This window comes from Desertivibrio insolitus (assembly GCF_017355965.1).
GTDB lineage: Bacteria > Actinomycetota > Actinomycetes > Actinomycetales > Microbacteriaceae > JAFIQW01.
This window is the reverse complement of the sequence record NZ_JAFIQW010000003.1, coordinates 471,994-496,117: the sequence shown is the minus strand read 5'-3', so window position 1 is coordinate 496,117 and position 24,124 is coordinate 471,994. Positions and strand designations below refer to the sequence as shown.

Annotated in this window: 21 protein-coding genes; 5 read left to right on the top strand and 16 right to left on the bottom strand. The window is 70.6% G+C overall.

Annotated elements, in window-relative coordinates; genetic code table 11:
- Positions 1 to 173: 173 nt before the first annotated feature.
- The gene (gene pheA, locus JUB10_RS09150; RefSeq protein WP_207455753.1) at positions 174 to 1,130 is read right to left on the bottom strand and encodes a prephenate dehydratase; all 957 of its coding nucleotides are present in this window, start codon (positions 1,128 to 1,130) and stop codon (positions 174 to 176) included.
- A 161-nt stretch (positions 1,131 to 1,291) separates the two neighbouring features.
- On the opposite strand from pheA, the gene pgm reads away from it, so the two are divergent.
- Positions 1,292 to 2,911 (top strand): phosphoglucomutase (alpha-D-glucose-1,6-bisphosphate-dependent), encoded by a 1,620-nt coding sequence (gene pgm / locus JUB10_RS09145; RefSeq protein WP_207455751.1) that lies wholly within the window; start codon positions 1,292 to 1,294, stop codon positions 2,909 to 2,911.
- A 96-nt stretch (positions 2,912 to 3,007) separates the two neighbouring features.
- On the opposite strand, the gene JUB10_RS09140 is transcribed toward pgm, so the two are convergent.
- The 3 genes from JUB10_RS09140 to JUB10_RS09130 form a co-directional block, all read right to left on the bottom strand.
- Positions 3,008 to 3,208: a YbdD/YjiX family protein gene (locus JUB10_RS09140; protein WP_207455749.1), complete on the bottom strand. Its 201-nt coding sequence runs from the start codon at positions 3,206 to 3,208 to the stop codon at positions 3,008 to 3,010.
- Positions 3,208 to 5,472: a carbon starvation CstA family protein gene (locus JUB10_RS09135; protein ID WP_207455747.1), complete on the bottom strand. Its 2,265-nt coding sequence runs from the start codon at positions 5,470 to 5,472 to the stop codon at positions 3,208 to 3,210. Before JUB10_RS09135 ends, JUB10_RS09140 begins: the two co-directional genes overlap by 1 nt.
- Before the next feature lie 293 nt (positions 5,473 to 5,765).
- Positions 5,766 to 6,680, bottom strand: coding sequence for an amidase domain-containing protein (locus JUB10_RS09130; protein WP_207455745.1), 915 nt, complete (start codon positions 6,678 to 6,680; stop codon positions 5,766 to 5,768).
- A 219-nt stretch (positions 6,681 to 6,899) separates the two neighbouring features.
- Between JUB10_RS09130 and JUB10_RS09125 the strand changes: the two genes are divergently transcribed.
- Positions 6,900 to 8,621 carry an MDR family MFS transporter gene (locus tag JUB10_RS09125; RefSeq protein WP_207455737.1) on the top strand — a complete coding sequence of 574 codons (1,722 nt, stop codon included), beginning with the start codon at positions 6,900 to 6,902 and terminating at the stop codon, positions 8,619 to 8,621.
- Between the two features lie 328 nt (positions 8,622 to 8,949).
- Here JUB10_RS09125 and JUB10_RS09120 read toward each other — a convergent pair whose 3' ends face one another.
- A complete protein-coding gene (locus JUB10_RS09120) occupies positions 8,950 to 9,831 on the bottom strand; it encodes a DNA-methyltransferase (protein ID WP_207455735.1) in 882 nt (293 codons plus the stop codon).
- Between the two features lie 41 nt (positions 9,832 to 9,872).
- On the opposite strand from JUB10_RS09120, the gene JUB10_RS09115 reads away from it, so the two are divergent.
- A complete protein-coding gene (locus JUB10_RS09115; protein ID WP_207455733.1) occupies positions 9,873 to 10,157 on the top strand; it encodes a GNAT family N-acetyltransferase in 285 nt (94 codons plus the stop codon).
- 106 nt (positions 10,158 to 10,263) lie between these two features.
- Here the strand turns inward: JUB10_RS09115 and JUB10_RS09110 are convergent, their stop codons facing one another.
- The 3 genes from JUB10_RS09110 to JUB10_RS09100 form a co-directional block, all read right to left on the bottom strand.
- A complete protein-coding gene (locus JUB10_RS09110) occupies positions 10,264 to 10,572 on the bottom strand; it encodes a hypothetical protein (protein WP_207455731.1) in 309 nt (102 codons plus the stop codon).
- Between the two features lie 403 nt (positions 10,573 to 10,975).
- Complete coding sequence (locus tag JUB10_RS09105) at positions 10,976 to 12,025, bottom strand: lipoyl protein ligase domain-containing protein (protein ID WP_207455729.1); 1,050 nt, start codon at positions 12,023 to 12,025, stop codon at positions 10,976 to 10,978.
- Between the two features lie 9 nt (positions 12,026 to 12,034).
- Entirely contained in the window at positions 12,035 to 12,904 is an 870-nt protein-coding gene (locus tag JUB10_RS09100) for an alpha/beta hydrolase (RefSeq protein ID WP_207455727.1), read from the bottom strand.
- 93 nt (positions 12,905 to 12,997) lie between these two features.
- Between JUB10_RS09100 and JUB10_RS09095 the strand changes: the two genes are divergently transcribed.
- Positions 12,998 to 13,459, top strand: coding sequence for a MarR family winged helix-turn-helix transcriptional regulator (locus tag JUB10_RS09095; protein WP_307859170.1), 462 nt, complete (start codon positions 12,998 to 13,000; stop codon positions 13,457 to 13,459).
- 5 nt (positions 13,460 to 13,464) lie between these two features.
- Complete coding sequence (locus JUB10_RS09090; protein ID WP_207456081.1) at positions 13,465 to 14,778, top strand: MFS transporter; 1,314 nt, start codon at positions 13,465 to 13,467, stop codon at positions 14,776 to 14,778.
- 72 nt (positions 14,779 to 14,850) lie between these two features.
- On the opposite strand, the gene JUB10_RS09085 is transcribed toward JUB10_RS09090, so the two are convergent.
- The 8 genes from JUB10_RS09085 to JUB10_RS09050 form a co-directional block, all read right to left on the bottom strand.
- Complete coding sequence (locus tag JUB10_RS09085; protein WP_207455726.1) at positions 14,851 to 15,438, bottom strand: TetR/AcrR family transcriptional regulator; 588 nt, start codon at positions 15,436 to 15,438, stop codon at positions 14,851 to 14,853.
- 129 nt (positions 15,439 to 15,567) lie between these two features.
- Positions 15,568 to 16,158 carry a TetR/AcrR family transcriptional regulator gene (locus JUB10_RS09080; RefSeq protein ID WP_207455724.1) on the bottom strand — a complete coding sequence of 197 codons (591 nt, stop codon included), beginning with the start codon at positions 16,156 to 16,158 and terminating at the stop codon, positions 15,568 to 15,570.
- A gap of 122 nt (positions 16,159 to 16,280) precedes the next feature.
- Positions 16,281 to 17,126, bottom strand: a complete 846-nt coding sequence (locus JUB10_RS09075; RefSeq protein ID WP_207455722.1) for a transglutaminase family protein — start codon at positions 17,124 to 17,126, stop codon at positions 16,281 to 16,283.
- Positions 17,123 to 18,055: an alpha-E domain-containing protein gene (locus JUB10_RS09070; protein WP_207455720.1), complete on the bottom strand. Its 933-nt coding sequence runs from the start codon at positions 18,053 to 18,055 to the stop codon at positions 17,123 to 17,125. The genes JUB10_RS09075 and JUB10_RS09070 overlap by 4 nt, the downstream gene beginning before the upstream one ends.
- Positions 18,049 to 19,695 (bottom strand): circularly permuted type 2 ATP-grasp protein, encoded by a 1,647-nt coding sequence (locus JUB10_RS09065; protein ID WP_207455718.1) that lies wholly within the window; start codon positions 19,693 to 19,695, stop codon positions 18,049 to 18,051. Before JUB10_RS09065 ends, JUB10_RS09070 begins: the two co-directional genes overlap by 7 nt.
- A 213-nt stretch (positions 19,696 to 19,908) precedes the next feature.
- Positions 19,909 to 20,892: a serine hydrolase domain-containing protein gene (locus JUB10_RS09060; protein WP_307859168.1), complete on the bottom strand. Its 984-nt coding sequence runs from the start codon at positions 20,890 to 20,892 to the stop codon at positions 19,909 to 19,911.
- Positions 20,889 to 22,919 (bottom strand): beta-galactosidase, encoded by a 2,031-nt coding sequence (locus JUB10_RS09055; protein WP_207455716.1) that lies wholly within the window; start codon positions 22,917 to 22,919, stop codon positions 20,889 to 20,891. Before JUB10_RS09055 ends, JUB10_RS09060 begins: the two co-directional genes overlap by 4 nt.
- Positions 22,920 to 22,997: 78 nt before the next feature.
- Complete coding sequence (locus JUB10_RS09050) at positions 22,998 to 23,999, bottom strand: LacI family DNA-binding transcriptional regulator (RefSeq protein ID WP_207455714.1); 1,002 nt, start codon at positions 23,997 to 23,999, stop codon at positions 22,998 to 23,000.
- Between the last annotated feature and the right edge of the window lie 125 nt (positions 24,000 to 24,124).

The window sequence follows — 24,124 nt, the reverse complement described above, 5'->3', positions numbered from 1 at the left end:
CGCGATCGAGTGCGTGTTCGGGACTGAAGGGTCACCACCGGGCGTCCCCGGCGGAGTGCGAGGGTCTCGATACGCGCCTGCGGCGTTACTCGACCGCCGGAGGTTGCCTACTCGCCCGCGCGGAGTCTGCCCACTCGGTCGCCGGAGGTTACCTACTGACCGCCGGAGGTTTCTTACTCGCCCGCCGGTGACGCGGGCTCGCCGCTCAGCAGGCCGCGCAGCCAGTCGCGGGCCTCGACGAACGCGTCGTTGTCGTACTGCGTGACCACCTCGACGCGCTGCTTGTCGGCACGGGGGTAGGACCCGAGGAAGACCACGTTCGGGCTGAACCGCTTGAGCCCGAGCAGCGCGTCGGCGACCCGCTCGTCGTGCACGTGCCCGTCGAGGTCGAGCACGAACCGGTACCGCCCGAGAGCGTCGCCGATCGGCCGCGACTGGATGAGGCTGAGGTTGATGCCTCGGGTCGCGAACTGCTCGAGCATCTCGAGCAGGCGGCCCGCCGTGTCATCCGGAAGCTCGGCGATCACGCTCGTCTTGTCGGCGCCCGTGCGGGCGGGCAGCTCCCGCGTCTTCGACACGAGCACGAAGCGGGTCACCGCGTTCGGGTTGTTCTCGACGCCGGTGGCGAGCACGTCGAGGTCATAGTGCTCGGTGATGTTCGGCGGGGCGAGCGCGGCATCCGCGACCTCGCTCGTCAGCAGCGACGCGGCCGCGGTCACGTTCGACGCGGCGGGCAGGTGGCCGTGGGCGGGCAGGTGCTTGTCGAGCCACTCGAGGCACTGGCCGTAGGCGACCGGATGCGCGTTGACGACCTTCACCTGCTCGAGCGTCGTGCCCTTGCGGGCGACGAGGACGAAGTTCACGCGCACGAGGTACTCGCCGACGATGCGTAGGCCCGGGATGGTCGCGAGGGCGTCCTGGGTGGCGCTCACCCCGCCCTCCACGCTGTTCTCGATCGCGATCATCGCGGCGATGCTCCGGCCCGTGACCACGTCGTCGAGCGCCTCGCCGACGTTGTTGACGCTGCGCCACGTCTTGCCCGCGGCCTCCGGCACCTGACGCAGAGCGGCCTCGGTGAACGTGCCCGCGGGACCCAGGTAGGAGTAGGTGTCGGCGGCGTCCGTTCGCATGAGGTGCAGCCTACCGACGCACCCGTCGGGCTCCGGATGCCTCCGCGCTGCGGCATCCGGGGCGCCGCTCGTCGTCGTGCGGAGCCTCGCCGGCCGCCGCAATACCGTGAGGCTGGAACATTCCTGGTCGCTTGCAGGGACCGCGATGCCAATATGGGCCTATGACTGATCGCGCAGGGAAGCCGGCCGAACCGCAGGACCTCATCGACGTCCAGGAGCTCGTCAAGGCGTATTACGACCGCACCCCGGATGTCAGCATCCCCGAGCAGCAGGTCGTCTTCGGCACGAGCGGTCACCGCGGGTCGAGCCTCGACACTGCGTTCAACGAGGCGCACATCGCCGCGACGACGCAGGCGATCGTCGAGTACCGGGCCGCGCAGGGCATCACCGGCCCCCTGTTCATCGGCAAGGACACGCACGCCCTCAGCCGCCCCGCCGAGACAACCGCGCTCGAGGTGCTCGAGGCCAACGGCGTGCACGCCCTGACCGACGCATACGACGACTGGGTGCCGACGCCGGCGCTCAGCCACGCCATCCTCAAGCACAACCGCGGCAAGGGCGGCCGCCAGGCCGACGGCATCATCATCACCCCGAGCCACAACCCGCCCCGCGACGGCGGCTTCAAGTACAACCCGCCGCACGGCGGTCCGGCCGACACGGATGCCACGAAGTGGATCGCCGCGCGCGCCAACGAGCTGCTCGCCGACGGCAACCGTGACGTGAAGCAGCAGGAGGCGAGCGCGGTCGACACGTACGACTTCCGCGGGGAGTACGTGCGTGACCTCGGGTCGATCATCGACATCGACGCCATCAAGAACTCCGGCATCCGCATCGGCGCCGACCCGCTGGGCGGCGCGAGCGTCAACTACTGGAAGCTCATCGCCGAGCACTACGGCCTCGACCTCACCGTCGTGAACCCCGAGGTCGACCCGCGCTGGGCCTTCATGACCCTCGACTGGGACGGCAAGATCCGCATGGACCCGTCGAGCCCCTCCGCGATGGCGTCGGTCGTCGCGCGCGCCGGGCAGTACGACATCCTCACGGGCAACGACGCCGACGCTGACCGGCACGGCATCGTGACCCCGGACGCCGGGCTGATGAACCCCAACCACTACCTCGCGGTCGCGATCCGGTACCTCTACACGCACCGCGACGGCTGGGCGAAGGACGCCGCGATCGGCAAGACCGTGGTGTCGAGCACGATGATCGACCTCGTCGCGAAGTCGCTCGGCCGGCGCCTGCTCGAGGTGCCCGTCGGCTTCAAGTGGTTCGTGCCCGGGCTGCTCGACGGCAGCGTCGCGTTCGGTGGCGAGGAGAGCGCCGGCGCGAGCTTCCTGCGCATGGACGGCACCCCGTGGTCGACCGACAAGGACGGCATCCTGCTCGCCCTGCTCGCCTCGGAGGTCCGCGCGGTCACCGGCAAGAGCCCGTCGGAGCTGTACGCGGAGCTGACCGAGGAGTTCGGCGCCCCCGTCTACGAGCGCGTCGACGCCGCGGCCAGCAAGGCGCAGAAGGCGGCGCTCGGCAAGCTGAACGGCGACGCGATCACGGCGACCGAGCTGGCGGGCGACCCGATCACCGAGAAGCTCAGCGAGGCGCCCGGCAACGGCGCCGCGATCGGCGGCGTGGTCGTGCGCACGGAGAAGTCGTGGTTCGCGGCCCGCCCGAGCGGCACCGAGGACGTCTACAAGATCTACGCGGAGTCATTCCACGGCGCCGACCACCTCAAGCAGGTGCAGTCGGAGGCGAAGGCCATCGTCGACGCGGCGCTCGGCGGCTGAGGCACCTCATCCGGGCTGTGCCCTAACAGAGGAGAATCCGCCCCTCCTGGTCCGATTCGGACCGGAAAGGGCGGATTCTCCTCCGTTGCGCCCCGCTCAGCAGCAGCGCGCGCCCGGGTTCGCGTCCTGCCGGTCGGTGCGGTCACGCCAGAACTGTTTCGCCGTCATCGGCGGCACTCCCGGATGCGTGGCGGTGTGGTGGGCGAGGTACTTGTCGTACGCGTCCTCGCCCATCACCCCCTTCACGAACCACGCGACGCCGCGGGCACCCCGCGCGAGCCCCTCGAGCACGGTCATCAGTGCCCGCTCCTGACACGCGAGTCATCCGGGACGTCGGCCCACTGCTGCTCGAGCTCGCGCTCCGCCTTCGTCGGCACGAGCCCCGCCGGGGCGTAGCGCCGGGAGGGCACGAACGCGTCCTCGCTGCTCTCGTCGCTGCCGCGGCGGTACGAGCGGATGACGCTGATCACCGCCGTCACGATCACGATGATCGCCAGGCTGACGAACAGGATCGACAGGATGCCCTGGATCATCGTGTTGCGCACGACCGCCTGCATCGCCTCGACGGATGCCGCGGTGCCGAAGCTCGTCTCGCCGGCCGCGAGCGCGTCGCGGAACGCCGCGTGCTGGGCGAAGTACCCGACCGCGGGTACCGGCGAAAAGATCTTCAGGAACGACGCGTAGATCGTGATGACCGCCGCGAACGCGAGCGGCAGCGCGATGATCCACAGCCAGCTGAACAGGCCGCGCTTGGCCGCGATCGCGAGGCAGACGGCGAGCGCGATCGCCGCGAGCAACTGGTTCGCGATGCCGAACAGCGGGAACAGCGTGTTGATGCCGCCGAGCGGATCGGTGACGCCCATCACGAGCACCGCGCCCCAGGCGCCGACCATGATCGCGGTCGCGATGTAGGAACCGGTGCGCCACGAGGTGTCGCGGAAGCGGGGCACGAAGTTGCTCACCGAGTCCTGCAGCATGAAGCGGGCGACGCGCGTGCCGGCATCCACGGCGGTGAGGATGAACAGCGCCTCGAACATGATCGCGAAGTGGTACCAGAACGACATCATGCCGGGACCGCCGACGAGACCCTGCATGATCTGCGCGAGGCCGACCGCGAGGGCGGGGGCACCGCCGGTGCGCGAGACGATCGACTCCTCGCCGACGTTCTCGGCGGTCTGCGCGAGCTGTTCGGGCGTGAGGTTCACGCCGGTGAGACCGAGCCCGTTGACGAAGGCCGCGGCCCCCTCGATGGTGCCGCCGGTCACCGCCGCGGAGGCGTTCATCGCGTAGTAGATGCCGCGATCGATCGACAGGGCGGCGACGAGCGCCATGATCGCGACGAACGACTCCATGAGCATGCCGCCGTAGCCGATGAAGCGGGTCTGGCGCTCCTTCTCGACGAGCTTCGGCGTCGTGCCGGAGGAGATCAGCGCGTGGAACCCGGAGAGGGCGCCGCACGCGATCGTGACGAAGAGGAACGGGAACAGCGTGCCCGCGACGACGGGTCCGGTGCCCTCGACGGCGAACTGGGTGACGGCGGGTCCGGCGATCTCGGGGCGCACGATGACTATCGCCACGGCGAGCATGACGATCGTGCCGATCTTCATGAACGTGGAGAGGTAGTCGCGCGGCGCGAGCAGCAGCCACACCGGCAGCACGGCAGCGATGAAGCCGTAGACGATGACGCCGATCGCGAGCGGCACCCGGTCGATCGTGAACAGGGCGACGCCCCACTCGGTCTCGGCGACGACGCCGCCGCCGATGATCGCGAGGATCAGCAGCACGAAGCCGATCACCGAGACCTCGGTGACCTTGCCGGGTCGGAGGAAGCGCAGGTACACGCCCATGAACAGCGCGATCGGGATGGTCATCGCGACGGAGAAGACGCCCCACGGACTCTCGGCGAGGGCGTTGACGACGACGAGCGCGAGGATCGCGACGATGATCACCATGATCGTGAGCGTCGCGATGACGGCGGCCCAGCCGCCCACCACGCCGAGCTCGTCGCGCGCCATCTGGCCGAGCGAGCGTCCCCCGCGGCGCATCGAGAAGAACAGCACCAGGTAGTCCTGCACGGCGCCGGCGAGCACGACGCCGACGACGATCCAGATCGTGCCGGGCAGATAGCCCATCTGTGCGGCGAGCACGGGGCCGACGAGCGGTCCGGCGCCGGCGATCGCCGCGAAGTGGTGCCCGTAGAGCACGCGGCGGTCGGTGACGGCGAAGTCCTTGCCGTCGGCCTTGTACTCGGCGGGGGTGGCGCGCCGGTCATCCGGCTTCACGAGCTTGCGCTCGATGAGCTTGGAGTAGAAGCGGTACGCGATGAGGTAGGTGCAGACCGCCGCGAAGACGAACCAGATCGCGTTGATCGTCTCGCCGCGCGACAGCGCGAGCACCGACCAGGCGACCCCGCCGAGCAGGGCGATGGCTGCCCATACGGCGATCTTGGTCGGGGGCCAGCGGCGTTCCTCGGCCTCGCGCACGTCGTCTGGGACGGCGGTCGGTGGGAGGTCGGGATCCTCGGTCAGCTCTGCTCGTGGCGTGCCGGACCTGTCTGACATGCGTCTCTCCTTCGAGGCTGCACGGATGTGGTGGTTCGCTCTTCAACGTAGCAAACCGGGGTACAGGCGGATGCCGCGGGGCCGGGGGTTGCGGGGAGGGTGCGAGGGTCTCGATGGGGCGGCTTCGCCGCCTACTCGACCCGGTGATGCGCGACTCGCTCCCTCCGCGGTCGAGTAGCCGCCGCGAGCGGCATATCGAGACCCGCGCGTGCCGTAACGAAGGAGAATCCGCCGCTCCTGGTCCAGTTCGGACCGAAGAGGGCGGATTCTCCTTCGTTGGGTACGGGCAGCCGTTACGGCACGCTCCAGAAGAACGCGTACCCGCCCGGGTGGTCGACCGTGATGGTCTCGTCGAGGTCGCGCCAGTTGGTGTCGAGGTTGTGGCCGATCATCTTGATCGACACGGTGCCGTCGGCGTTGTGGATGACGTCGGAGACGATCTGCGTGTGGTCGAGCGAGTCGTTGAGGTTCCAGTCGAACATCACGATGTCACCGACCTTCACCTGGTCGCGCTGCTCGAGCGAGAGCTCGGTGACGCCGAGGCGCTCCTGGTTCGCGCGCAGCCAGTTGTCGAACGTGGGCACGTGGATCCACGCCCCGGTCCAGTCGGCGCCCGCGTTGCGGTTGTACCAGTCATCCGTCATCTCCCAGCCGCGCTGCAGGAGGGTCTGGCTGACGAAGTTGACGCAGTCGCCGCCGATCGGGTTCATGGTGCCGAACTCGGCGAGGTTGTAGTTCTCACGCGCCCAGTGCTTGAACGCGTAGCTCAGCTGCCGGTCGACCGGGGTGAGCACCTGCCACTCGTAGCCGAGCGGGGCCGCGGATGACACCAGCTCCTCCCCCGCCCACACCTCGACCGTCGCGGCGGAGGGCTGGTACTCGGCGGCCCGCGGCACCTTCGCGGTGACCTCGGCGTCGCTCACGGCCACGACGTCGGTCGCGGCGATGCCGCCGATGGAGACCGCGGTGACATCCGTGAGCCCGGCTCCGGTGATCGTGATGGTGTCTCCGCCCGAGACGGAGCCCGCGGCGGGCGTCACCGCCTCGGCGACGGGCGCGGGCGCGGCCTCTGCGGAGGGCGACGCCGACGGGGCGGTCGACTCGGCGACGGGCGCCGGAGTGTTCGTGGAGGTGCAGCCCGCGAGCAGCACCGCGGCGAGCGCGGCGGCGACGACGGGCAGTCGGCGGAGTCGGGCGTCGCGTGTCACGCGCGCCAGCCTAGGCGAGACCTCCTCCGACGCGCGTGGGGAACCACCAGCGCGAGCGGGAAGAGATGCCGGACCCTTGCTGTTATATCGCTCGGTCTGTAAGTTTGCAGTCTACGCAACTTTGTCATCCGGATGTTCCGAAGTCCTTCCCCTCGTCGAAACAGGTCTCCTTTGTCAGCAGCTTCACCCGCAGCCCCCGCGCCGTCCGACGGCGCCGTCATGAGCCACCGCCAGATCCTCTACGTGATCTTCGGCCTCATGGCGGGCATGTTCCTCTCGTCCCTGAATCAGACGATCGTCGGCACCTCGATGCGCACCATTGCGGACGACCTCCAGGGCCTCAGCCTCCAGGCCTGGGTCACTACCGCGTTCCTGATCGTCTCGACGATCGCGACGCCCATCTACGGCAAGCTCAGCGACATCTTCGGTCGCCGGCCGCTCTTCATCCTCGCGATCACGATCTTCCTGGTGGGCTCCGTGCTCTCGGGTTTCGCGAACACGATGTACGAGCTCGCCGCCTACCGCGCGGTGCAGGGCCTCGGCGCCGGCGGCCTCATGGCGCTGCCGCTCACGATCATGGGCGACATCCTCGCGCCGCGTGAGCGAGCGAAGTACCAGGGCTACTTCCTCGCCGTCTTCGGCATCTCGAGCGTCATCGGCCCGCTGGTCGGCGGCCTGCTCTCGGGCATCGACGAGATCCTCTTCACCGACGGCTGGCGCTGGGTGTTCTTCATCAACGTGCCGATCGGCGCGGTCGCGCTGTTCATCGTGTGGAAGTTCCTGCACGTGCCGCACACCCGTCACGACGTGCGCATCGACTGGTGGGGCGCTGCCCTCGTCGCCGTCGCCGTCGTGCCACTGATCCTCGTCGCCGAGCAGGGCCGCGAGTGGGGCTGGGGCTCCCCGGGCGCGATCGCCTGCTACGTGATCGGTGCCCTCGGCATCGTCGCGTTCGTCGTCGTCGAGCGCGCCATGGGCGACGCCGCACTGATCCCGCTCAAGCTGTTCCGGTCGTCGACGTTCTCCATGGCGTCGGTGCTCGGCGTGATCGTCGGCTTCGGCATGTTCGGCGCGATGATGTCGCTGCCGCTCTACCTGCAGCTCGTCAACGGAGCGACCCCGACCGAGGCCGGTCTGCTGACCATCCCGATGATCATCGGCCTGATGACCTCGTCGATCGTCGCGGGGCAGCTCATCGCCCGCACCGGCAAGTACAAGATCTTCCCGATCCTGGGCTCCGCGCTGCTCGCCGGGGGCTTCCTCTTCCTGACGTTCCAGACCTACGACAAGCCGGTCTGGTTCACCATGATCGGGATGTTCATCATCGGACTCGGCCTCGGCCAGCTGATGCAGACCCTCACCCTCGCCAGCCAGAACTCGGTCGGTGTGCGGGACATGGGCGTCGCGACATCCGCGTCGACGTTCTTCCGCCAGATCGGTGGAACCCTCGGCACCGCCGTGATCTTCTCCGTGCTGTTCGCCCGCATCCCCGACACGATCGCCGCGGCGTTCGGCAAGTCGTCGATGCAGCAGGGCATCGCCGAGGCGCTCGCCGACCCCGACGTGCTCGCCGCCCCCGCGAACAAGGGCATCCTCGAGATCTACCAGCAGGCGCAGTCCGGCGGCTCGGTGGGCGACTCGCTGAGCGGCGACACCTCGTTCCTGACCGGCGCGGACCCGCGGCTCGCGGCCCCGTTCCTCGACGGCTTCGCGCAGGCATCCGTCACCGTGTTCTGGGTGGGGTTCTTCGTGATCCTCGTCGCGTTCCTGCTGAGCTTCTTCCTCAAGGCGACCCCGCTCCGCGCGAAGTCGGCTGTGCAGGAGGCGCACGAGGCGCAGGTCGCCATGCAGGCGCAGCAGGCCGGCAACCAGATGGGCGCGCTCGTCGAGCCGAACGTCGAGTCGGACCACGCCGACGCCGAGAAGGCCCAGCGCTCCTAGCGCTGGCACAACGAAGGGCCCGCCGGATGCCTCCCCGGCGGGCCCTTCTGCGTCTCGCGGCGCGCTGCCTCTCCAGCCGCGCGTTGTTGCAACCAGCCGCGAACGTTCGCGACGCGATGCGACTTTCCCCGGCGGGCCTTTCTGCGTCTTCCGGCGCGCTGCCCCTCCAGCCGGGCGTTGTTGCAACCAGCCGCGAACGTTCGCGACGCGATGCAACTTTCCCCGGCGGTGCCCTTCTGCGTTCGAGGCCCAGCCGCGGTTGTCACTCCCCAGCCGCGAACGTTCGCGGCTAGGAGTGACTTCCGCGGCTGCTCGCTCGACGTCTCGCTCAAGCTCCCGCGGCTGCGACGCCGCCCGCGGCGGGAGCAACCGTCTCGAAGACCGTGTCCTCGGGCAGGCGGCGGCGCATCACTTCGATCGCCTCCGCGCTGCGGTCGACGAGCACGAAGCGGCGGCCGAGCGCGGCGGCGACCGCGCCCGTGGTGCCGCTGCCGGCGAAGAAGTCGAGCACACGGTCATCCGGCCGGCTCGACGCCTGGATGATGCGGCGCAGGATGCCCTCGGGTTTCTGAGTCGGATAGCCCGTCTTCTCGCGGCCGGTCGGCGACACGATCGTGTGCCACCAGACATCCGTGGGCAGCTTGCCGCGCTCCGCCTGCTCGGGGGTCACGAGCCCCGGCGCCATGTACGGCTCGCGGTCGACGGCGGTGGAGTCGAAGTGGTACTTCGCCGGGTCCTTCACGTAGACGAGGATCGTGTCGTGCTTGGTGGGCCAGCGGTTCTTGCTCTTGGCCCCGTAGTCGTAGGCCCAGATGATCTCGTTGAGGAAGCACTCGCGGCCGAACAGCGCGTCGAGCAGCACCTTCGCGTAGTGCGCCTCGCGGTAGTCGAGGTGCAGGTAGAGGGTGCCGTCGTCGGCGAGCAGCCGCCACGCTTCCGCGAGGCGCGGCTCGAGGAAGCTCCAGTAGTCCTCGAACGCGTCGTCGTAGCTCAGGATGTCGCCGCGCACGCGCTCGTACGTGCGCCCCTTGAAGCCGCGCAGCCCGCCCGTCGTCGTCCGCGTGCTCGTGACCGCGCGGCGCACCTGGGCGCGCCCGGTGTTGAACGGCGGGTCGAGGTAGACGAGCGTGAACGAGGCATCCGGAAGCCCCGCCACCGCGTCGAGGTTGTCGCCGAAGAGCACGAGATTCTGCGTGGACGTCGGCTGCATGCCCACATCATCCCAAGGGTCGCCGCCGTAACGTGGACGGCATGACGACCGAGGTGCGCAACGAGTCCGGGAACAGCCGCTACGAACTGCACAAAGACGGCGAGCTCGCCGGGTTCGCGGAGTACGTGATCCGCGACGGCGAGATCATCTTCACGCACACGGAGATCGACCCGGAGAAGCGCGAGTCGGGCATGGGCTCGCAGCTCGTGCAGTCGGCGCTCGACGACGTGCGCGCGAACACCGACTACCGCGTGCGTCCGGCGTGCCCGTTCGTCGCGGCGTTCATCGACGAGCACCCCGAGTACTCGGAGCTCACCGAGCGCTGACGGCGCGGGTCAGCGGCAAGGACTCAGCGGCGGCGCGCAGAGGCGGCAGCTCGCTGCGAACCGCGTGGCTCGCAGGGACGAGCCCCCTCGACCACGGCGGCGAGATTCAGCGGCGGCGGACTCGCGGACGGGGCTGCGTGTCCTCGTCCTCGTCGCTCAGCTCGATGCGCACCGCGCCCTTGTAGACGCCGAGGTCACCGTCGCCGGGCGCCGGGGCCGGTGCGGGCAGCACGGTCTGCCGGTCGAGCTCGACCTGCGCCTCGTGCTTGGTCGGGTTGAAGACCTCGTCGCCGATCGACATGATGCCGCCGCCCCCGCTGCCGGTGCGACGCTTGTTGCTGAGGTCGATCCAGCCGAAATGCTGAGCCACGTAGCCGAGCGCGATGACGCCGACGACGATGAGAAGCCACAGCATGGGGTCCACCCTTCGAGGGTACGGGCCAGAATCTCGGCCGTCGCCTTCGGGTGTGCGAAATCAGCCTCCAGGAGGATACGCGATCCGCCCGACGGTGGACAGGGGGCCGTGAATCTCGGATCGATTCGGGAGGCGGTTCGCGGATGCCACGTCGGGAGTGGACGCGGGGAGGGCAGAACGCCTCCGTTGTCGATCCGGAGTGGGGCTAGCGGAGGAGAAATCGGCGTATCCGGTCGGTTCTCGACCGGGAGGCCGGGATTCTCCTTCGTTAGGCACCGGGAACGGTCGCGCGGGTCGCGTTACGCCCGCTGCGCGGGCTACTCGACCGCAGGCGAGAGGCGCGAGGGTCTCGATACGCGCTGCGCAAGCTACTCGACCGACGGGAGGACGCCGGCCGCGCGCGTCACGGGACCCGCTGCAGCCACTCCTCCGTGCCGAACTTCTCCTTGACGAGCTGCTCCGCCTTCGCCCACTCCTCCGGGGTGATCGCCCCGTCGGTGCCGCCGTTCAGCTGCCGGAACGTGCCGATCAGGTGGTCGATGATCTCGGACCGGGGCTTGCCCGTCTGGCTGCGCAGCGGATCGACGCGCTTGGCGGCGCTCGTGATGCCCTTGTCGCTGATCTTCTCGCGGCCGATGCGCAGCACCTGCACCATCTTCTGGCCGTCCATGTCGTAGCTCATGGTCACGTGGTGCACGAGGGCGCCCGCGCCGAGGCGCTTCTGCGCGGCTCCGCCGATCTTGCCGGTAGGCGACGTGATGTCGTTCAGCGGCTTGTATTGGGCGTCGATGCCGAGGCCCTGCAGGCCCTTGATCACCCAGTCGTCGAGGTAGGCGTAGCTTTCGGCGAAGCTCATGCCCTGCACGAGGTCGGTGGGGGCGTAGATGGAGTAGGTGACAACGCTGCCGGCCTCCATGAACATCGCTCCGCCGCCCGAGATGCGGCGCACGACGGTGAAGCCGAACCGGTCGGCGTTCTCGAGGTCCACCTCGTTGCGCAGCGACTGGAAGCTGCCGATGACGACGGCGGGGCGCTCCCACTCCCAGAAGCGCAGCGTCGGCTTGCGGCGACCGGCGGCGACCTCCTCGGTGAGTACCTGGTCGAGCGCCATCTGGATCTGCGGGTCGACGGCGGGCCCGCGCACGATCTCCCACTCGTAGTCGCGCCAGTCGGTCGCCTTGGCGAGCGCGCGGCGGATGGTCGTGGTCACGGCCTCCGGCGAGAACCCGAGCAGCACGGCATCCTTCGGCAGGGCGTTGGTGATCGCCGAGGTGATGCGCGTCGCCTCCGCGTCGGCGGGCAGCCCGTTGACGGCGCGGTTGATCGCGTCGAGCGCCGTGTCGGGCTCGAGGAAGAAGTCGCCTGCGAGACGGAAGTCGCGGATGACGCCGCCCTCGACCTCGAGGTCGACGACCACGAGCTTGCCGCCGGGCACCTTGTATTCGCCGTGCATGCGCCGAGGCTATCGCGGCGCGGGAGCGAGACGCTGATCGAGCCAGGCGACGAGGTCGGCGAAGACCTCCCGCCGGTTGGTCTCGTTGAAGATCTCGTGCCGGGCGCCGGGATAGATCTGCAGCGAGACATCCGTCAGCCCCGACCGCACCGTGTAGTCGCGGGCGAGGCGCTCGACGCTCAGCACCCCGCCGAAGCTGTCGTCGTCGCCGACCATCAGGTAGAGCGGGATGTCGCGGCCGAGCCGCTTCGACGGGCGACCGAGCACCCGCACCGTGTTGACCGCGCCCCACACCTTCGCGGCGCGCGTGCCGAAGCAGAGCGGGTCGGCGGCGAAGCGTTCGGCGACCTTCGGGTCGCGGCTCAGCCACTCGTAGCCAGTCTTGCCGAGGTGATGGTGCTGCTTGTTGAGGTCTCCGCCGTTCATGCCCGTGATGGAGCGGTGGGCCGAGCCCGACAGCACGACGGCGTCCCAGAGCTCCGGATGCCGGTTGAGCGTGATCTGCGCGAGCAGCGACCCCCAGCTGTGGCCGATCAGCGCGAGCGGTAGATCCGGGTGCTCCCTCCGCAGCAGCTCCGCGAGGTCGGCGAGCGACTGGGCCGCGGCGTGCATGCCGCCCGGGCCGAGCCGGCCGAGCTTGGCGTGGTCACCGCCGTGCTGCTCGAGGCCCGTGCGGCCGTGCCCGTGGTGGTCGTCGGCGTAGACCGTGTAGCCGGCCTCGGCGAGCGCGAGCGCGAGCTCCTCGTAGCGCCCCGAGTGCTCCCCCAGCCCGTGCGCGACCTGCACGACTCCGCGGGGCTCCGGCACGCGCCAGGACGTGTAGTGCACGTGGATGCCCGACGAGTCGGTGAACGTGTGCTCGCTGCGCTGCGGAGTCATGCAGCGACGGTAGCGCTCCTGCGCGGCGGGCACAGCGCTCTCCAGGCATCCGGCCAGGTACTTAGCAAGGCTAATTTGCTAAGCTAAACAACCGTGAGTTTCGAGCCCCCCACCATCACCAGCGCCCTCAAGCGGGTGCAGACGAACGACCTCAGTGCCGAGCTCCGCGTCGGCGTCGGCCGGCTCTCGCGCCGGCTGCGTGCGGAGAAGGCCGACAGCGACCTCAGCGACGGCCAGGTCAGCGTGCTCGCCATCCTCTTCCGCGACGGCGCGCACACCCTCAGCCAGCTCAGCGACCTCGAGCGGGTCACCCCGCCGTCGATGAGCCGCACCGTGAACGCGCTCGAGCAGGCCGGCTACCTACAGCGCACCGAGTCGCCCGACGACGGCCGGAAGGTGCTGCTCTCGATCACCGACGCCGGGCGCGACGTCGTGCGCGAGACCCGTCGCCGCCGCGACGCGTGGCTGTTCCAGCGACTCAAGGAGCTCTCGCCCGAGCAGCGTCGGGTGCTGAGCGAGGCCGCCGCGATCATGAAGGAGCTCGCCGGCAAGTGAGTCCGATGTTCCGGTCCCTCGGCTTCTTCAACTACCGCGTCTGGTTCGCGGGTGCCCTCGTCAGCAACATCGGCACCTGGATGCAGCGCACCGCCCAGGACTGGGTCGTCCTCACCGAGCTCACCGACCAGGATGCCGCCGCGGTCGGCGTGACCATGGCGCTGCAGTTCGGGCCGCAGCTGCTGCTCGTGCCGATCTCGGGCACGATCGCCGACCGCTTCGACCGGCGCAAGCTGCTCGTGCTCACCCAGACGGTCATGGCGCTGCTGGGCTTCGGCCTCGGCGCCCTCGTGGTGACCGGCGTCGCCGAGCTCTGGCACGTCTACGCCTTCGCGCTCGGGCTCGGCATCGCCGCGGCGATCGACGCCCCCGCCCGGCAGACCTTCGTCGCCGAGCTCGTGCCCGAGAAGAACCTCTCGAACGCGGTCGCGCTCAACTCGGCGTCGTTCAACGGCGCGCGCCTGGCCGGGCCCGCGATCGCGGGACTGCTCACCGCGGCCGTCGGCGCCGGGTGGGTCTTCGTGATCAACGGGCTCACGTTCATCGCGACGATCGCCGCCGTCTACCTGCTGCGCACCTCCGAGCTGCGGCACGCGCCGCGCGCGAAGAAGGAGCGTGGCCAGTTCCGGCAGGGGCTCCGCTACGTGCGCACCCGGCCCGACATCATCGTCGTGCTGATCATGGTGTTCATCGTCGGCACCTTCGGCTTCAACTTCCCGATCTTCACCTCGACCATGGCCTCGACCGAGTTCGGCCTGGGGGCGGATGCCTACGGCGTCCTGTCGTCGGTGATGGCGATCGGGTCGGTCGCCGGGGCGCTGCAGGCCGCGCGGCGGGAGCGGCCCCGCATGCGCTGGCTCGTCGTGTCATCCGCCGCCTTCGGCGTCGCATGCGCGGTCGCGTCGTTCGCGCCAGGCCCCGTCACGTTCGGCGTCGTGCTCGTCGCCGTGGGGTTCTCGTCGCTCACGATGATGACGACGGCCAACGCGCTCGTGCAGACCACGACCGCGCCGCAGCTGCGCGGCCGCGTGATGGCGATCTACATGGCGATCTTCGTCGGCGGCACCCCGATCGGCGCACCCGTCGTCGGCTGGATCGGCAACATCGCCGGCCCCCGCGCGACGCTGTGGATCGCCGCGGTCTCGGGCCTGCTCGCCGCCGCGGTCGCCGTGTTCTGGATGGTGCGCTGGCATGAGCTGCGCGTGCGCCTCGACCGCCGCGCGAAGCGGCTCTACCTCGTCAGCGACGCGCTGCGGCCGGATGCCACGGGCAGTCGCGACGCCCTCGGCAGCGCGGAAGCGGCGGCGAACCGGGGGTAGCGCGCTCGCGGGGCGCGGGCTTTCGATCCGTCGCCTGCGGCGACTACCCGACCGGCGGGATGCGCGGAGGCGTCAGAGTCCCGCGGCGGTCTCGACGCGGCGGTGGAGCCACTCGCGGTACTGCTCCTTCGTCCAGCCGTGCAGCTCGACGAAGTGCAGGTACGCGGCCGGCGACATCTCGAAGACGAGCTCGGCGAGCACGGCGTCGGGATCCTCGACCCCGAGCTCCACGAGCGCGTCGCGCAGCGGCTCGTTGTTGCCGTTCATCATCGTCGTGAACGACTCCTTGACGAGCGGGTCGGAGTGCGTCGCCGCCTCGACCGCGCGCCACAGCTTGGCCGCACGCGAGTCGAACTCGACGCTGACCTCGACCGCCGCGCGCACCTTGTCGGCCGCGGTCTCGATGCGCAGCTGCTCCGGGAGCGCGGCGCTCTCGATCACGCGCTGATAGGCGGCGAGCAGGATCGACGCCTTCGGGCCGGCGAGGTGGACGGTCTGCAGCGAGACCCTCGCCCGGTCGGCGATCTCCTTCATCGTCGTGAGGGCGTAGCCCTGGTCGGCGAAGAGCTCGGCGGCGGCATCCAGGATCCGCGCCCGCGTGGCGGCGGCCTCGGCCTTGCGCAGCGGCGAGTTGTACTGGCGCGTCGACGTCGTGGTCATCTCGGTCCCCATCGGCTCGGAAGTTGCCCGCTATTCTGCCGTCCCCTCGCCGCCGGGGCGCCCTTTTCTCAACACTGTTGAGAGAATCGACAGCATCCGCTTATGCGCGGACAAGACGAAAGTCTCGGGTCAGCGGCCTACGGTCGCGAACAGCCGCCGCTCGAGCCATCCGCGGAACCGCTCGTGCGACCAGCCGTGCTGCTCGACGAAGTGCAGATAGGTCGTCGCCGCGAGCAGGAAGTGCACCTCGGCCATCGCGGCATCGACATCGTCGACGTCCAGCGCGGACACGACGTCGCGCACCGCACCGCTGTGCCCCTCGACCATCGCGCGGAAGGCTTCCTTGACGAGCGGATCAGAGTGCGAGGCCGCCTCGATCGCGTACCAGAGCTTCGCCGAGCGGGAGTTGACCGCGATGCTCGTGCCGGCGGCGACGCACAGCCGCTCGAGCGGCGCGTGCGCCGGGTCGCGACGCGGGAGGCCGCCCTGCTGGATCCGGCGGTCGTACGCCGCGAGGAGGATCGCCGCCTTGGGGCCGGCGAGGTGGACGGTCTGCAGCGAGACGCCGGCACGGTCGGCGATCTGCTTCATCGTCGTGAGCGCGTAGCCCTCCTCCTCGAAGAGCGCCGCCGCCGCGTCGAGGATGCGCGCTCGCGTCGCCGCCGCTTCCGCCTTGCGGAGCGGGGAGTTGTAGGGGCGCGTTGACGTCGTGGTGCTCATCTCGATCCTTCTGGGCTCGGAAGTCGAGGATCATTCTGCAACGAAACGCGCCGTTATCCCGGGTCGAACGTCCCGTGACCGGCGAAAACGGAGGACCTTGCGGAAAGTGGACAGCGTGCCGGTCATGCCTCCCGGGTGATGTCGACGCGCACGAAGAGGCTCGAGGAGTACGGGCCCGCGTAGACGCCGCGCAGCGGCGGCACGTCGTCGTAGTCGCGGCCACGACCGACCGTGACGTGCCGGTCGCCGATGTCGATGAGGTTCGTGGGGTCGAAGCCGCGCCACTCGCCGCAGTACCACTCGACCCACGCGTGGGACTCGCCGCTCACGGTCTCGCCGATCGCGGCATCCGGCTTGGGGTGCAGGTAGCCGCTGACGTAGCGGGCGGGGATCCCAACGGAGCGCAGCGCCCCGAGTGCGAGGTGCGTGATGTCCTGGCAGACGCCCTTGCCGGCCTCCCACGCATCGACGGCCGTGCTCGTGACGCTCGTCGCGCCCGGCATGTACTCGATGCGGCGGCCGATCTCGGTGCTGATGGCGAGCGCGGCCTCGCACGGACTCGCGGCCTGCGCGGCGAGGCGGCGAGCGATGTCGACGACCTCCTCGGGCGGATCGGTGCGGCGGCGTGAGGTCAGCTGCTCCACGAACGCGGTCGCGCTCTCGACCTCGCCCGCCAGCTCGTCCCAGCCGACGGCGTGGTCGGAGTGCTGCTGCTCGCGCACCTCGACGAGGCTCGTGGCCGTGAGCGAGAGCGCCTTGTGCGGCGTGAGGATCTCGAACGACGACACCCGGGTGCCCCAGTAGTCGACGTAGGTGTGGCTCGACGAGATCGGCCGGATCTCGAGGTTGGAGTGCAGCACGAACTGCCGGTCGGCGCTCGCGGGCAGCATCCGCGCCTCGTTGTACGACGCGCTGACCTCGCCCTGGTAGTTGAACCCGGTCTCGTGCCGGATGCGCAGACGCTTCACGACGACTCCCCCACCCAGCTCGGCGCCGCGTTGGTCGGGAAGTAGCGGTGGCGCACGGCCTCGCTCGCGGCGGTCATCGCGGACTGCACCTCGTCCATGTAGCGGGGCAGGTCGTCGAGGGTCTCGCTGACCGGCCGGTACTCGAGCTCGGAGCGGATCTGGCCGAGCAGGCGCAGGGCGCCGTCGCTCGTCGCCGACCGGTGGCTGCTGCGCGGCTCGAGCTCGCGCAGGCACTCCTCGGCCCGCATGACCGAGAACAGGATCGACCGCGGGAACAGCCGGTCGAGCAGCAGGAACTCCGCCGCGTTCCGAGCGCTCGGCACCCCGCGGTAGGTGCGGAGGTACGCCTCGTAGGCCCCGCAGGAGCGGAGGATCGTGGTCCAGGACGGGCCGGATGCCTCGGTGAGCGAGTGCGTGGCGAGCAGCCGCGCCGTCATGTCCGCGCGCTCCAGGCTGCGGCCGAGGGTGAAGAAGCTCCACGCCTCGTCGCGGCTCGTGGCCGACTCGATGATTCCGACGGCGAGCGCCGCGCGTTCGCGCACCCACGCGAAGAACTCGTGCACCTTGTCGGAGGCGACGCGGCGCGGCATCCGGGCCCTCGTCGTATTGAGCACCTCCCACAGTTCCGTCGACACGATCTCGCGCGCGCGGCGGGCGTTCTCGCGGGCGGCGCCGAGCGAGTAGGCGATGGATGCCGGGTGCTGGCGGTCGATGGCGAGGATCGCGAGCACGTCGGCGCGGGTGAGCTCCGTGTCATCCGGTGCCGCGCTGCCCATGACGCTGAGCAGGGCACGGCAGGCGGCGTCCTCCTCGATCCAGGGGTCCTCGAGCAGCAGCTGGAGGTGCACGTCGAGGATGCGCGCGGTGCCGTCGGAGCGCTCGATGTAGCGGCCGATCCAGAACAACGACTCGGCGATGCGGCTCAGCATCCGGCGTCACCTCCCCTCGGCGCCTCGGCGCTCTGCTGCTGTTGTTGCTGCTGATCCTGCTGGGGCGCGTCCTGCGGCGAATGGTCGGGGCTGTGCGACGCCGTGATGATCGGGATCGACGAGGTCGGCGTCGCCTGGTCGAACACGATCTCCTGCACGCTCTGCTCGCTCACCCGCAGCGGCTCGGTGCCGACGACCCAGGTGTCCTTCGACCCGCCGCCCTGGCTGGAGTTCACGACGAGCTGCCCCTCGGGCAGGGCGACGCGGGTGAGTCCACCGGGCAGCACCCAGACGTCCTTCCCGTCGTTGACGGCGAACGGGCGCAGGTCGGCGTGCCGCGGTCGCATCCCGTCGTCGACGAGGGTCGGGATGGTCGAGAGCTGAACGACGGGCTGGGCGATCCAGCCGCGCGGGTCGCGCTGCAGCCGCTTGCGCAGCTGGTCGAGCTCCGACGCGGATGCCGCGGGGCCGACGACGAGCCCCTTGCCGCCCGAGCCGTCGACGGGCTTCACGACGAGCTCGTCGAGCCGGTCGAGCACCTCGGCGAGGGACTCGGGCTCCTCGAGGCGCCAGGTGCGCACGTTGGGCAGGATCGCGTCCTCGCCGAGGTAGTAGCGGATGAGGTCGGGCAGGTAGGTGTAGACGAGCTTGTCGTCGGCGACGCCGTTGCCGACCGCGTTCGCGATCGTGACGTTGCCGAGGCGCGCGGCGAGCATGAGCCCGGGCGAGCCGAGCATCGAGTCGGCGCGGAAGGTCAGCGGGTCGAGGAACTCGTCGTCGACGCGGCGGTAGATGACGTCCACCCGGGTGGGGCCCGCGGTCGTGCGCATCCAGACGCGGCCGCCGGAGCAGAAGAGGTCGCGGCCCTCGACGAGCTCGACGCCCATCAGGCGGGCGAGCAGGGTGTGCTCGTAGTAGGCGGAGTTGTAGACGCCGGGCGTGAGCACGACGACGGTCGGATCGTCGACGCCCTCTGGCGCCGCGGCGCGAAGGGCGCGGAGCAGCTGGTGCGGGTAGTCGCCGACCGGGCGCACGCGCATCGAGACGAAGAGCTCCGGCAGCGTCTGCGCCATGACGCGGCGGTTGGAGATGACGTAGCTGACGCCGCTCGGCACGCGCACGTTGTCTTCGAGCACACGCCACTCGCCGGCCTCGTCGCGGATGAGGTCGATGCCGCTCACCTGGATGCGCACGCCGTTCGCCGGCCGCACCCCCGCCGCCTCGCGCAGGTAGTGCGTCGACGAGCTCAGCAGCCGGGCGGGGATCACCCCGTCGCGCACGGCGAGCTGCGGGCCGTAGACGTCGTCGAGGAACGCCTCGAGCGCCTTGACCCGCTGCTTGATGCCCGACTCGACCCGCACCCACTCGGCCTGGTCGATCACCCGCGGCACCGCGTCGAGCGGGAACGGCCGCTCCTCGCCGGCGAAGTCGAACGTGACGCCCTGGGCGAGGTAGGAGTCGGCGAGCGCGGCGGTCCGCCCGCGCAGCTCCGCCTGAGTCATCCGCCCGAGCGACGCATGGATGTCGCGGTACGAGTCGCGCGCGACGCCGGACGCGTCGAACATCTCGTCCCACGCGGGCACCGCCGGAGCCCGCCGCTTCTGCGCGGTGAGCCCGTAGCCCTCGAACAGGTCCGCCATGTTCCGACCATAGGTGGCGGATGTTGCGGGGGTGTTTCGCTTCCGCCCGCTTGTCGTACCGAGACGCACGCGCGGCGACGGGTCTCGATACCCCCGCTGCGCGGGCTACTCGACCGACGGGACGGTGAGTGGTGCGTTCATCGCCGAGTGACCAAGCGATGCGCTGGCCACTCAGCAAGCGGCTGGCCAGTCAGCGCGGCGGCACGCCGGCGCTCAGACCCCGGATGCCACCGCGTTGTGCAGCCGCGACGCGTCCCAGCCGTGCGAGCCGAGCGCCGGCCGGTTGGTGAGCAGCACGAACGTGAGCCCGAGCTCCGGATACATCCACCACTCGCAGCCCGCCCAGCCGCCGTGCCCGTAGAGGCCGCGCTCGAGCAGGGCGGGGTCGGAGTGCCGCACGTTCCAGGTGAGGCCCCAGTCCTGTCCGCGCTCGACCGGGTACGGCTCGAGCTTCGGCAGGCCCGCGGTCTGCGGGCGCAGCGACGCGGCGAGCGTGCCCGGATGCACGATGCGGCCGTCGCCCGCGAGCAGGCTCTGCCCGAGCGCCAGCAGGTCGGCCGCGCGCGTGTAGACCCCGGCGCCCGGATGCCGCAGGGCGGCGAACCGCGCCCAGTCGAGCCCGTTCTCGGCCGTCTCGACGATCGGCAGCGGGTCGACGTCCGCGTCGAAGGTGAAGCGCACCTCGGGCGAGACGAGGGTGCCGACCTCGGCGACGAGCTCCTCGAACCCGCGCCCGGTCGCGGCCTCGAGCATGACGCGCGCACCCTCGAACGCGACCGACGAGTAGCGGGAGACCGTGCCGGCGGCGAAGTCGCGGCCGGGAGCGAGCAGCGCGGCCGACAGCCCCTCCGGTGCGTCGAGCGCCGGCTCGACGATTCCCGCGGTGTGGGTGAGCAGATGCACCAGCCGCACGACGTCCTCGCGCCCACGGCCGAACTCGGGCAGCACGCCCTGCAGCGGGTCCTGCAACCCGAGCAGGCCGCGCTCGAGCGCGCGCAGCACGGCGAGGCCGACGAGCGGCTTCGTCACGCTGAACACGGGCACGAAGTCGCCGGTCGTGGCCGCGCGCCCGTCGACCGATCCGAACGCGTCGAGGGCGAGCACGCCCGAGGCATCCGCGACGCCGAGGATCGCGACCGGCATCCGGCCGCGCTCGACCTCGCCGCGGATGAGGTCGAAGGCGGCGCCGAAGCTCACGACTCCTCCTGCACGCTCACGAAGCGGTAGCCGTAGGCACCGAGCTCGACGCCGTCGACCGGCTCGCCGGTCAGCACGTCGACGCCGCGGATGGCGACGGATGCCGGGGCGCTGTCGTGGTTGACGACGGTGACGAGGTCGCCGCGGCGCGCTGCCTCGACGCGCTCGGGCAGGCCGGGCAGCACGGGGTCGAGAGCGAGCTCCGAGACGAGCCACTGGGCGAGGGCGTTCGTGCCCGCGGCATCCGGGATCGTCGCGAGGTAGTACCCGCGACCCTCGCCGACCGCGTTGCGGGTGAAGGCGGGCATGCCGGCGGTGCGGCCGTCGGTGAACTCGCCGAGCACCTCGGCGGTGGTGGGGTGGATCTCCTCGGCGAAGAACTCGCCGCGCAGGTCGCCGGCGGGGGTGCGCACCGTCGCGGACGACTGCCCCGGCCCGGCGGCGCCGACGGCGCTCGCGGTCTCGCCCGCCGAGGTCGCGCCGACGACGCGGGTGGGCGGCACGAGCGCGCCGGACTCCTCGAGCCACACGCCGAGCGCGCGGCGCAGCGACACGAGGAAGCCGCCCTCGCGGAACGCATCGTCGCCGTCGACCATGTCGGAGAACGCCGTGACGAACAGGGTGCCGCCGCGCTCTGCGAACGTCGTGAGGTTCGCCGCGCCCTCGTCGGTGATCAGGTACAGCTCGGGCGCGACGACGAGGTCGTACGCGGAGAGGTCGTCCGTCGGGCGGACGAGGTCGACCGGCACGTCGAGACGGTGGAACGCGGCATACCAGCGCTGCACGAGCTCGAGGTAGTCGATCGCCACCGGGTGGTCGGTGTTCGACACCGCCCACCAGTTGTGCCAGTCGAAGACGAGCGCGGCCCTGGCATCCTGCCCCTCGCGCGGCAGCTCGGGCAGACGCTTCAGCTGCGCGCCGAGCTCGGTGACCTCGCGCCAGGTGCGCGTCTCGAGGCCCGCCTGGGGAACCATCGCCGAGTGGAACTTCTCGCTGCCGCGGCGCGACTGGCGCCACTGGAAGAAGAGGATGCCGTCCGCCCCGCGCCCGATCGCCTGCGCACTCAGCGCGGCCATCTGCCCCGGCGCCTTCGGCGCGTTGGTCGGGCGCCAGTTGAGCGCGTTGGTGGACTGCTCCATCAGCATCCACGGCACACCGGGCTTCAGCGAGCGCATGAGGTCGCGCGCGAACGCCGAGGCGCGGAAGGACTCGGGGTCGTTCGGGTCGGGGTAGTTGTCGTCGGTGATGAGGTCGAGGTGCGGCGCCCACGAGAAGTAGTCGGCGGGGGCGAACGCGCCCATGAAGTTCGTCGTGATCGGCTGCGTGGCGCCGGCCGCCCGGATGATGTCGCGCTCCATGAGGTAGCACTCAAGTAGCGCGTCGGAGGTGAAGCGCTTGAAGTCGAGCATGCCGCCGGGGTTGAGGCTGTAGGGCGCCTTGCGCGGCGGCAGGATCTGCCGAAACGAGGTGTAGCGCTGCGACCAGAAGTCCGTGCCCCAGGCGCGATTGAGCGCGTCGATCGTGCCGTACTTCTTCTCCAGCCAGACGCGGAAGGCGTCGCGGGCGTTGTCGGAGTAGTCGTAGTTCAGGTGGCATCCGTACTCGTTGTTGACGTGCCACATCACGATGGCGGGGTGCGTCGCGTACCGCTCCGCGATGGCGGTGACGAGGGCGGATGCCAGGCGCCGGTAGTCCGGCGAGGTCGGCGCGTAGTGCTGGCGGCTGCCGGGGCCGAAGAGGGTGCCGTCGGCGTCGCGCGGCAGCATGTCGGGGTAGCTCTCGATGGCCCAGGCGGGCGGCGAGGCGGTCGCGGTCGCGAGGTCGACGGCGATGCCGCCCTCGTGCAGCAGGTCGATCACGGTGTCGAGCCATTCGAAGTCGAACTCGCCCTCGGCGGGCTGGATGCGCGACCAGGAGAAGATGCCGAGGCTGACCATCGTGACGCCCGCCCGCTGCATGAGCTCGACGTCCTCGCGCCACACCTCCTCTGGCCACTGCTCGGGGTTGTAGTCGCCGCCGTAGTGCATGGGTCCCCTCGTCGTTGAGAAAGCGTTTTCCGTCCGCCCGAGACTAGCGGGGCGTGCTGCCGCCGTCGAGCCGGCGGTTCAGGCCTGCGTCGAGCGGCGGGCCACGAGGGTGGGCTCGAACTCGATGCGCCGCGGCTCCTCGTCGCCGTCCGCGGCGCGCAGCAGCAGGTCGACGGCGGTGCGCCCGATCTCGCGGCTGGGCTGGCGCACGGATGACAGCGGCACGACGGCCGCCGACGCGAAGTCGATGTCGTCGTAACCGATGAGCGCGAGGTCCTCGGGCACGCGCAGGGTGCCCAGCATCACGACGCCCTGCAGCAGCCCGATCGCGAGCAGGTCGTTCGCGGCGAAGACGGCGTCTGGGCGCTCGTCCGCCGGGCGGGCGAGCAGCGCCGCGGCGACCTCGCGCCCCTGCTCGACCGTGAGCGCGGCGGTCTCGAGCAGCTCGATCGACGCGTCGGCGACGGATGCCACCGCGGCGCGCGCCCCCTGCCAGCGGTCGGCCACCTGCTGCAGGCCGAGCGGTCCGCCGACGAACGCGATGCGCCGCCGGCCCGTTTCGAGCAGGTGCTCGACGGCGATGCGGCCGCCCTGCACGTCGTCGACGAACACGGCGGAGAAGGCCAGATCGGCGCCGGAGCGGTCGACGAAGACGGCGGCGGTGCCGCTCGCGCGGAGCCGCCGCAGCCGCTCCCCCACGTCGCCCATCGGCGAGATGAGCACGCCGCGCACGCGCTGCTCCTCGAACAGGTCGAGGTAGGACTGCTCGCGCTCGGGGTCGTCCCCGCTGTCTCCGAGCAGCACGTTGAGACCCTCCTCGGCCGCGCGCTCCTGGGCGCCGCGGGCGAGGTCGGTGAAGAACGGGTTGCCTGCGTCGAGCACGACGAGACCGATCGTGTTGCTGCGGCCGGCGCGCAGGGTGCGGGCGACGTCGTTGCGCACGAAGCCGAGGTCGTCGATCGCGGCGCGCACGCGCTCGAGGGTGGCCGCCGACACCTTGTCGGGGCGGTTCAGCACGTTCGAGACGGTGCCGAGGGAGACGCCGGCGCGTTCCGCGACGTCACGAACGCTCACCGCCACGCGCGCCACCTCCCTCAGGCCGTATTCGCCGCAGTGTAGCCAGCGAGCGGATGCCTCGGCGCGGCCGTCTCCCGGAGGCGCCGCACCTCGGCAACGGCCGGCTCGGCGAGCGCCGGCCGACGCAC

Bases quoted from the DNA above. Each gene is read 5' to 3' on its own strand.
- pheA (WP_207455753.1), bottom strand. From the start codon at position 1,130: ATGCGAACGGACGCCGCCGACACCTACTCCTACCTGGGTCCCGCGGGC.
- pgm (WP_207455751.1), top strand. From the start codon at position 1,292: ATGACTGATCGCGCAGGGAAGCCGGCCGAACCGCAGGACCTCATCGAC.
- JUB10_RS09140 (WP_207455749.1), bottom strand. From the start codon at position 3,208: ATGACCGTGCTCGAGGGGCTCGCGCGGGGTGCCCGCGGCGTCGCGTGG.
- JUB10_RS09135 (WP_207455747.1), bottom strand. From the start codon at position 5,472: ATGTCAGACAGGTCCGGCACGCCACGAGCAGAGCTGACCGAGGATCCC.
- JUB10_RS09125 (WP_207455737.1), top strand. From the start codon at position 6,900: ATGAGCCACCGCCAGATCCTCTACGTGATCTTCGGCCTCATGGCGGGC.
- JUB10_RS09120 (WP_207455735.1), bottom strand. From the start codon at position 9,831: ATGCAGCCGACGTCCACGCAGAATCTCGTGCTCTTCGGCGACAACCTC.
- JUB10_RS09115 (WP_207455733.1), top strand. From the start codon at position 9,873: ATGACGACCGAGGTGCGCAACGAGTCCGGGAACAGCCGCTACGAACTG.
- JUB10_RS09110 (WP_207455731.1), bottom strand. From the start codon at position 10,572: ATGCTGTGGCTTCTCATCGTCGTCGGCGTCATCGCGCTCGGCTACGTG.
- JUB10_RS09105 (WP_207455729.1), bottom strand. From the start codon at position 12,025: ATGCACGGCGAATACAAGGTGCCCGGCGGCAAGCTCGTGGTCGTCGAC.
- JUB10_RS09100 (WP_207455727.1), bottom strand. From the start codon at position 12,904: ATGACTCCGCAGCGCAGCGAGCACACGTTCACCGACTCGTCGGGCATC.
- JUB10_RS09090 (WP_207456081.1), top strand. From the start codon at position 13,465: ATGTTCCGGTCCCTCGGCTTCTTCAACTACCGCGTCTGGTTCGCGGGT.
- JUB10_RS09085 (WP_207455726.1), bottom strand. From the start codon at position 15,438: ATGACCACGACGTCGACGCGCCAGTACAACTCGCCGCTGCGCAAGGCC.
- JUB10_RS09080 (WP_207455724.1), bottom strand. From the start codon at position 16,158: ATGAGCACCACGACGTCAACGCGCCCCTACAACTCCCCGCTCCGCAAG.
- JUB10_RS09070 (WP_207455720.1), bottom strand. From the start codon at position 18,055: ATGCTGAGCCGCATCGCCGAGTCGTTGTTCTGGATCGGCCGCTACATC.
- JUB10_RS09065 (WP_207455718.1), bottom strand. From the start codon at position 19,695: ATGGCGGACCTGTTCGAGGGCTACGGGCTCACCGCGCAGAAGCGGCGG.
- JUB10_RS09055 (WP_207455716.1), bottom strand. From the start codon at position 22,919: ATGCACTACGGCGGCGACTACAACCCCGAGCAGTGGCCAGAGGAGGTG.